General features: G+C 33.5%; 5 protein-coding genes and 1 other RNA gene. All 6 read right to left on the reverse strand.

Features of this window, described 5'->3' with window-relative positions:
- Nucleotides 1–55: 55 nt before the first annotated feature.
- Nucleotides 56–291: non-coding RNA, 6S RNA (gene ssrS / locus COZ07_RS06370), on the reverse strand.
- A 302-nt stretch (nt 292–593) separates the two neighbouring features.
- Complete coding sequence (gene aspS, locus COZ07_RS06375; RefSeq protein WP_406607736.1) at nt 594–2,402, reverse strand: aspartate--tRNA ligase; 1,809 nt, start codon at nt 2,400–2,402, stop codon at nt 594–596.
- 283 nt (nt 2,403–2,685) lie between these two features.
- Complete coding sequence (gene asnS / locus COZ07_RS06380; RefSeq protein WP_406607737.1) at nt 2,686–3,981, reverse strand: asparagine--tRNA ligase; 1,296 nt, start codon at nt 3,979–3,981, stop codon at nt 2,686–2,688.
- Between the two features lie 73 nt (nt 3,982–4,054).
- The gene (hisS, locus tag COZ07_RS06385; RefSeq protein ID WP_406607738.1) at nt 4,055–5,326 is read right to left on the reverse strand and encodes a HisS family protein; all 1,272 of its coding nucleotides are present in this window, start codon (nt 5,324–5,326) and stop codon (nt 4,055–4,057) included.
- 47 nt (nt 5,327–5,373) lie between these two features.
- Nucleotides 5,374–6,429, reverse strand: a complete 1,056-nt coding sequence (locus COZ07_RS06390; protein WP_406607739.1) for a type IV pilus twitching motility protein PilT — start codon at nt 6,427–6,429, stop codon at nt 5,374–5,376.
- Between the two features lie 12 nt (nt 6,430–6,441).
- Nucleotides 6,442–7,500, reverse strand: a complete 1,059-nt coding sequence (locus COZ07_RS06395; RefSeq protein WP_406607740.1) for a type IV pilus twitching motility protein PilT — start codon at nt 7,498–7,500, stop codon at nt 6,442–6,444.
- Nucleotides 7,501–7,507 lie beyond the last annotated feature (7 nt).

Raw genomic sequence — 7,507 nt, forward strand, 5'->3', positions numbered from 1 at the left:
TACAACCAAAATATAATTATTTATTATTTTTGTCAAAATTATCGCAAACAAATTATAAAACCCCGCTATGTCGTGTGCTTTAGGTTTTGATACCTGTCCTCAGACAAGTGGGCATCTACCTAAATGCTTTATGTTTCCGCGTTAACCAAATTAGAAAACGTTAGATATTTGTCTCCATTCCAAGGAAAGGAGACCTACCTTAGGCTTACATGCAACATTTAGAGATCGATCCCTTTTTTTTAAAGTGTTGGCTCAAAACTTCATTAGTCATCACGGGCACAGCAGGGTAATTATTCATTTTATTTATTCTTATAATAGCACAACTTATTATATCTTTCAATACCTCTTTTATTCGTATCGTGTGTCGCTTATTATAGCGTATAGCAAGTAGCGTTTAGTGTATAGAGAATACAGTAATTAGTAATGTGTAATAAGTAATAAGTAGAGATAAAGTATAGTAAAATAGCGAAAAACTAAAATTGAAAAACTAAAAAATATTATTCAAAATTTAAAACTTTTTCGTGTAGTATATAATTTTGTAACGGGCTCGATGAATCGAGCCCCTACCTCCCAAATGCTCATTAAAAGTTATTTTATGGTAAATCTAATTTTATATGCAGCTCTTTTAGTTGTTTATTCTCTACTTCTGATGGTGCATCAGTTAAAGGACAGGTAGCTTTTTGGGTCTTGGGAAAGGCTATTACCTCTCTTATTGAATGAGCTCCAGTTAATAGCATCACCATTCTATCTAAACCAAAAGCAATTCCCCCATGAGGTGGTGCTCCATACTTTAAGGCTTGCAATAAAAATCCAAATTTTTGCTCAGCTATTTTATCATCTATTCCTAATAGTTTAAAAATTTTCTTTTGAAGATCATTATTATGTATCCTGATACTACCTCCGCCAACTTCATTTCCATTAAGTACTAAATCATAGGCTTTTGAACGTACTTTTAAAGGATCACTACCCAATAAATCAAGATCTTCGTTAAGAGGTGCGGTAAAAGGATGATGAACTGAATCATATCTTTTTTCTTCCAGATTATATTTTAATAAGGGGAAATCGGTAACCCAAAGAAAATTAAACTCTTTCTGGTCTTGATTAATAAGATTTAAATCATTAGCTAAGTTTATTCTTAAATTTCCTAATGCTTCATACACTACTTTCTCCTGATCAGCAATAATTAGAATAATTTCACCTGGTTTAGCATTAGTTTTAATTTTTATATTTTCTATTTCTTCAAGTGAAAGAAATTTTGCTATAGAAGATTGAAAATCTTTTCCTTCTTTAAATTTTATATAAGCTAAACCTTTTGCTCCAAATGAAGAAATGAATAATTGCCAATCGTCGAGTTTTTTTCGGGAAAATTCTTTATCTCCTTCTATTTTTATGGCACCTATTTTCCCCTTATTCTTAATTACATCTTGAAATATTCTAAAAGAACTGTCTTGAAATATTTCACTCAAGTCTATTATTTCCATACCAAATCTTAAATCTGGCTTATCTGTCCCATATTTGGATATCGCTTCCTGGTAATCTATCTTCAAAAAGGGAGTTTTTATTTTAATATTAAGTATTCTTTTAAATAAATGAACGAACATTTCTTCAATTAAGTTGAATATTTCTTCTCTATCGATGAAGGACATTTCCATATCAAGTTGAGTAAATTCAGGTGCTCGATCAGCTCTTAAGTCTTCATCCCGAAAACATCGCACTATCTGATAATATCTTTCAAACCCGGCTATCATTAATAATTGTTTAAATAATTGGGGTGACTGTGGAAGAGCATAAAATTTCCCTGGATTAACCCTGCTGGGAACTATATAATCTCTTGCCCCTTCTGGTGTACTTTTAGTTAAAAATGGAGTCTCTATATCTAAAAAACCTTTATTATTTAAATAATTCCTGATTTCCATACAAGTTTGGTGGCGTAAATTCATATTGATTTGCATTTTAGGCCTTCTTAAATCCAGATAACGATACTTTAATCTTAGATTATCGTTTATTTCTAATTTATCATCAATATTAAAGGGCAGAGCTTCAGAAAGGTTTAGTATTTTTATCTGTTTAGCCTTAACTTCGATTTCTCCAGTAGGTATATTGGGATTTTCTGAGCCCGCTAAACGAGTAACAACTATCCCCTCTATAGCGATGACATACTCATTTTTAATATAGTGGGCTTTCTGGTGAGCTTCAGCAGAGTCTTCTGGATCAAATACAATTTGAGTTATTCCACTACGATCCCTTAAATCAATAAAAATTAATCCTCCATGATCTCTTCTACTTTGAACCCAGCCCATTAAGATTGTACTTTTTCCAATATCTTCTTTTCGGAGCTCCCCACAGGAGTTAGTCCTTTTCCAAGAACCCATAGGTTCTATAATTTTATTTACCTTTGTCATTTAATTTTATCTATACTCCTTTATAAAATTCGTACTGCGTAGTGCGTACTGCGTATAGTGTTGGGGGCGGATTTATCCGCCCCGTATTGTTTTTATAATTTTTTTATCGGGTTTGATGAATCAAACCCCTACAATTCATAAACTGTGTGGTATCTTTGGTTATTTTCTTAGCCCTTGTAGGGGCGTATTGCCTGTCTGCGTGCGGACACGCACAGGCAGGCAATACGCCCCTACTTCTATTCGCTATCCTTCTTTACTATATACTATATACGAGATACTATTATTACGGATAAATCTTATTCAACATACGGGGGAAGGGAATTGTTTCTCGGACATGATCTAAGCCACATATCCAGGCAATAGTTCTTTCAATTCCCAAACCAAATCCTGAATGAGGAACTGATCCATATCTTCTTAAATCTAAATACCACTCATAATTTTCTCGGGGTAAATTATGTTCTTTAATCTGATTAGCTAATAAATTATAATCTTCGATCCTTTGACCGCCTCCTATAATTTCTCCATATCCTTCAGGAGCTAATAGATCTGCACATAAGGCAACCTCTGGTCTTTGAGGGTCAGGCTTCATATAAAAGGCTTTACATTTTATGGGATAGCGATGGATAAAGATCGGTTTTTCGTACTTTTGAGATAAAATAGTCTCATCTTCTCCTCCAAAATCATCTCCCCATTCAATTTTAGAACCATCCTTTTTTAAAATTTCTATAGCTTCATCATAAGATATCCTGGGAAAAGGAACTTTAATAATTTCTAATTTCGATGAATCTCTTTCTAATAAATCCAATTCCATCTTCTTATTTTCTAATACTTGTTTAACTACATAAGTTACTATGTTTTCTTGAATTTTATTGTTTTCTTCCAGGTCAACATAAGCTGCTTCTGGTTCTACCATCCAGAATTCCATTAAATGTCTCCTGGTTTTAGACTTCTCCGCCCGAAAGGTAGGTCCAAAACAATATACTTTTCCGAAAGCCATAGCTGACGCTTCGTTGTATAACTGGCCACTTTGGGTGAGATAGGCTTTTTCTCCAAAATAATCAGTTTCAAATAAAGTAGTAGTTCCTTCACAGGCTGCTGGAGTAAGTATAGGAGAATCTATCAAAATAAATCCATTTTGATCTAAAAAATTACGGATAGATTTAATTATTTCGGCTCTTATCCTTAAAATGGCATTCTGTCGGGGAGATCTTAACCATAGATGGCGATAATCCATTAAAAATCCTACTCCATGCTCTTTTAAAGAAATAGGATAATTTTCTTCTGCCATGCTTATAATTTCAACATTCTTTATTAAAATTTCATACCCTGAAGAAGCCCTTTTTTCTTCTCTAACTAAACCGGTTATTTTTATTGATGATTCATAATTAATAGTATCAATTTTATTAAATAATTCTTCTTTTATTTCGCTCTTAAGGAGAGTAGCTTGAATAAATCCGGTCCCATCTCTGATAATTAAAAATTTTATGCTCCCACTGGAACGTTTATTATAAAGCCATCCTTTTATCTCTACTTCTTTGCCCTCATAATTTTTAATATCGCTTATTCTTATAATTTCCATGTATCTCCTCTATGGGGTCAGGTCTCAACATTTGACATAACTTGCTCCCGAATAATGTAGTCAAAAAGTTATGTCAAATGTTGAGACCTGACCCCTTTTTCAATTCTTTTTCAATTTCATCCAACTTAACTTTTTTTTGTTCTTTGGTTTGCATATTGCGTAGAGTTACCATATCTTTAGATAATTCTTCTTCACCAATTATTGCGGTATATCTTGCTCCTATTTTATTAGCTATTCTCATTTGTGATTTTAAACTATCGTTTGAATAATCCAGGTCAGCAGATAAACCAGAATTTCTAATTTTTTGCAATAATCTAAAGGCAGTATCTTTATTTTCTGCACTAACTTTTACTATAAATATGTCGATACACTTAGGTTTGGGCCAGTTTATTTTCTGCTGATTCATAACCATAATCATTCTTTCTATCCCGGCAGCAAACCCAACTCCGGGAGTAGGTTTTCCTCCCAATTCTTCAACCAGATCATCATATCTACCGCCGCCAGCTATAGCATTTTGAGCACCTAATCCTTTACCAACAATTTCAAAGGCAGTTTTAGTGTAATAATCTAACCCTCTTACCAATTTAGGGTCTAGATGATACTTTATTTTAAAGTCATCAAGATGTGACTTTACTTCTTCAAAATGCAGTTTGCACTCTGGACAGAGATTTTCAGTAATCATCGGAGCGGTTTCCATAATTTTTTGGCAACTATCTTTTTTACAATCAAAAACCCTTAAAGGATTTTTTTCATATCTTTTTACACATTCTAAACATAGTAAATCTTTTTTATTGCTTAAAAACTTTTTTAGTTTCTGAATATAATCAACTCTACATTTTTTACAACCTACGCTGTTTATTACAATTTCAAGATTTTTTAAGCCTAATTTTTCATAAATTTCTAAAGCAGCCATAATAACCTCAACATCTGCTTCAGGAGATTTAGTTCCGATAACTTCGATCCCAAATTGATTAAATTGACGAAATCTACCGCCTTGTGGTTTTTCACATCTGAACATTGAGCCAATATAAAATAACTTTACCACCTTAGAAGCTCTATCCATATTGTTTTCTAAATAAGCCCTCACCACCGGAGCTGTCCCTTCCGGACGTAAAGTAAGGCTTCTTTCTTTTCTATCCGGAAAAGTAAACATCTCTTTAGTAACTATATCAGTCGATTCTCCTATTCCTCGAATAAAAAGTTCGGTGTATTCAAAGGCTGGGGTTCTTATTTCTTGATATCCATATTTAGTTAATACTTCCCTTATTTTATTTTCAATATAATACCATTTGGGAGCATCATCAGGTAAAATATCTTGTGTCCCTTTGGGAACCTGAATAAACAATTTTTATTCTCCTTTTCTTTGGTTCTTTGGTATAATATTTCTAACCATTATAGATATTGATTTTCCATAAATGCTTTTTTATCAATAGCTTTTTTTATGGCCTCTTCCTGGCTAATTTTGTCTTCCATAACTAAATCCTTCAATGATTGATCCAAACTCTGCATACCATCTTTTTTACTAGTTTGTATAGTAGAAGGAATTTGATGAACTTTCCCCTCTCTAATTAAATTTCTAATAGCTGGATTAGCAATCATTACTTCTACAGCCGGAACTCTACCCTTTTCATCCAAAGTTGGTAATAAAATCTGAGCTATAACCCCCAGAATAGATCCAGCAAGTTGCATTCGAACTTGATTTTGCTGATGAGGAGGAAATACGTCTATTATTCTTTCTATAGTCTCCGCTGCACTAATAGTATGGAGGGTAGAAAATACTAAGTGCCCTGTTTCAGCTGCCGTTAAAGCCATAGAAATAGTTTCCAGGTCTCTCATTTCTCCCACCAGGATTACATCAGGATCTTCCCTTAAGGCATTACGCAAAGCAGAGGCAAAAGATTTAGTATGTGTACCTATCTCTCTTTGAGAAATAAGACAATTTTGGTGATAATGAACAAATTCGATAGGATCTTCGATAGTAATTATATTATCATATCTCTTCTTATTTATAATATCAATTAAGGCAGCCAAAGTAGTTGATTTCCCACTCCCAGTAGGTCCAGTAATTAATACAAGCCCCTTGTCCTTATCAGTAAAGATGGAAAGAATTGATGGTAAATTTAATTCAGAAAGGGTCTTAATTTTTTCAGGTATCAATCGGAAAGCCGCCCCTTCTCCCCGACGATGTTTAAAGACATTTACCCTGAAACGGGCTAGATTATTTAATTCATAAGATAGATCTAATTCACCGCATTTTTCGAAATCAGTCTGCTGTTTTTCGCTTAAAATACTATAGATCATATTATGAGTATCTTCCGGGGTTAATTCTGGTAAATTTAATTTTTCTAATTTTCCATTTATACGGAGAACCGGAGGTACCCCTACATTAAGGTGTAGATCAGAAGCATCTTTCTCTTTGGTGGTAATTAATAATTCTTTTATTTCCATAATAAACCTCATTTAAAATTTACTACGAATTTCCATAAATACCTTTTTATCTATAGCCCTTTTTATGGCCTCTTCTCGGCTTATCTTTCCTTCCACGAGTAGATTTTTCAAACATTGATCTAAACTTATCATCCCATCTTTTCTGCCCATTTGTATTATTGATGGCATTTGATGAATTTTTTCTTCTCTTATTAAATTTTTGATGGCTGGAGTGGCAATGGTCAATTCAATAGCGGGGACTCTTCCTTCGCCATCTAAAGTAGGTATTAAAGTTTGAGCCACCATACCCAGGATAGATTCGGCAACTTGCATTCTAATTTGAGCCTGTTGATGAGGAGGGAACACGTTTATAATTCTTTCTATAGTTTCAGCTGCACTATTGGTATGAAGAGTAGAAAATACTAAATGTCCAGTTTCGGCTGCAGTTACCGCCATAGAAATAGTTTCGAGATCTCTCATTTCCCCCACTAAGATTACATCAGGATCTTCTCTTAAGGCACTACGCAAAGCACCGGCGAAAGAATTGGTATGAATTCCAACTTCCCTCTGATCTATAACACAATTTTTATGTGCATGAATAAATTCAATAGGGTCTTCAATAGTTATAATATGTTCATATCTTTCTCTATTTATAATATCTATCAAAGCAGCTAAAGTAGTGGTTTTTCCAGACCCAGTAGGACCAGTAACCAATACAAAGCCTTTAAGTTTTTTAGTAAAAATGGAAATTTCCTCAGGCATATTTAGCTCGGCAAGAGTTTTTATCTTTTCGGGTATTAATCTAAAAGCAGCTGCCTTACCTCGTTGAGTTTGAAAAATATTAGTCCTGAATCTCGCTACATTTTCCACTTCAAAAGAAAAATCCAGCTCATGATTTTCTTCAAAATTGTTCTTTTGTTTATCAGTAATTATACTATAAATCATTTCTTGAACGTCTTGAGAAGTCAATTCTGGTAAATTTAATTTTTGTAATTTTCCATTTACACGAATTACTGGAGGGATACCTGTAGTTAGGTGTAAATCTGAAGCATCTCTTTCTTTAGTTATAGTCAGCAATTTTTTTACATCCATCTAATCA

This window comes from Candidatus Infernicultor aquiphilus (genome assembly GCF_002784285.1).
Taxonomy (GTDB): Bacteria; Atribacterota; Phoenicimicrobiia; order Phoenicimicrobiales; family Phoenicimicrobiaceae; genus Infernicultor; species Infernicultor aquiphilus.

What these genes read in the sequence shown, in the direction of transcription:
- aspS (WP_406607736.1), bottom strand. Translation starts at nt 2,402, where the DNA reads ATGACAAAGGTAAATAAAATTATAGAACCTATGGGTTCTTGGAAAAGG.
- asnS (WP_406607737.1), bottom strand. Translation starts at nt 3,981, where the DNA reads ATGGAAATTATAAGAATAAGCGATATTAAAAATTATGAGGGCAAAGAA.
- COZ07_RS06390 (WP_406607739.1), bottom strand. Translation starts at nt 6,429, where the DNA reads ATGGAAATAAAAGAATTATTAATTACCACCAAAGAGAAAGATGCTTCT.
- COZ07_RS06395 (WP_406607740.1), bottom strand. Translation starts at nt 7,500, where the DNA reads ATGGATGTAAAAAAATTGCTGACTATAACTAAAGAAAGAGATGCTTCA.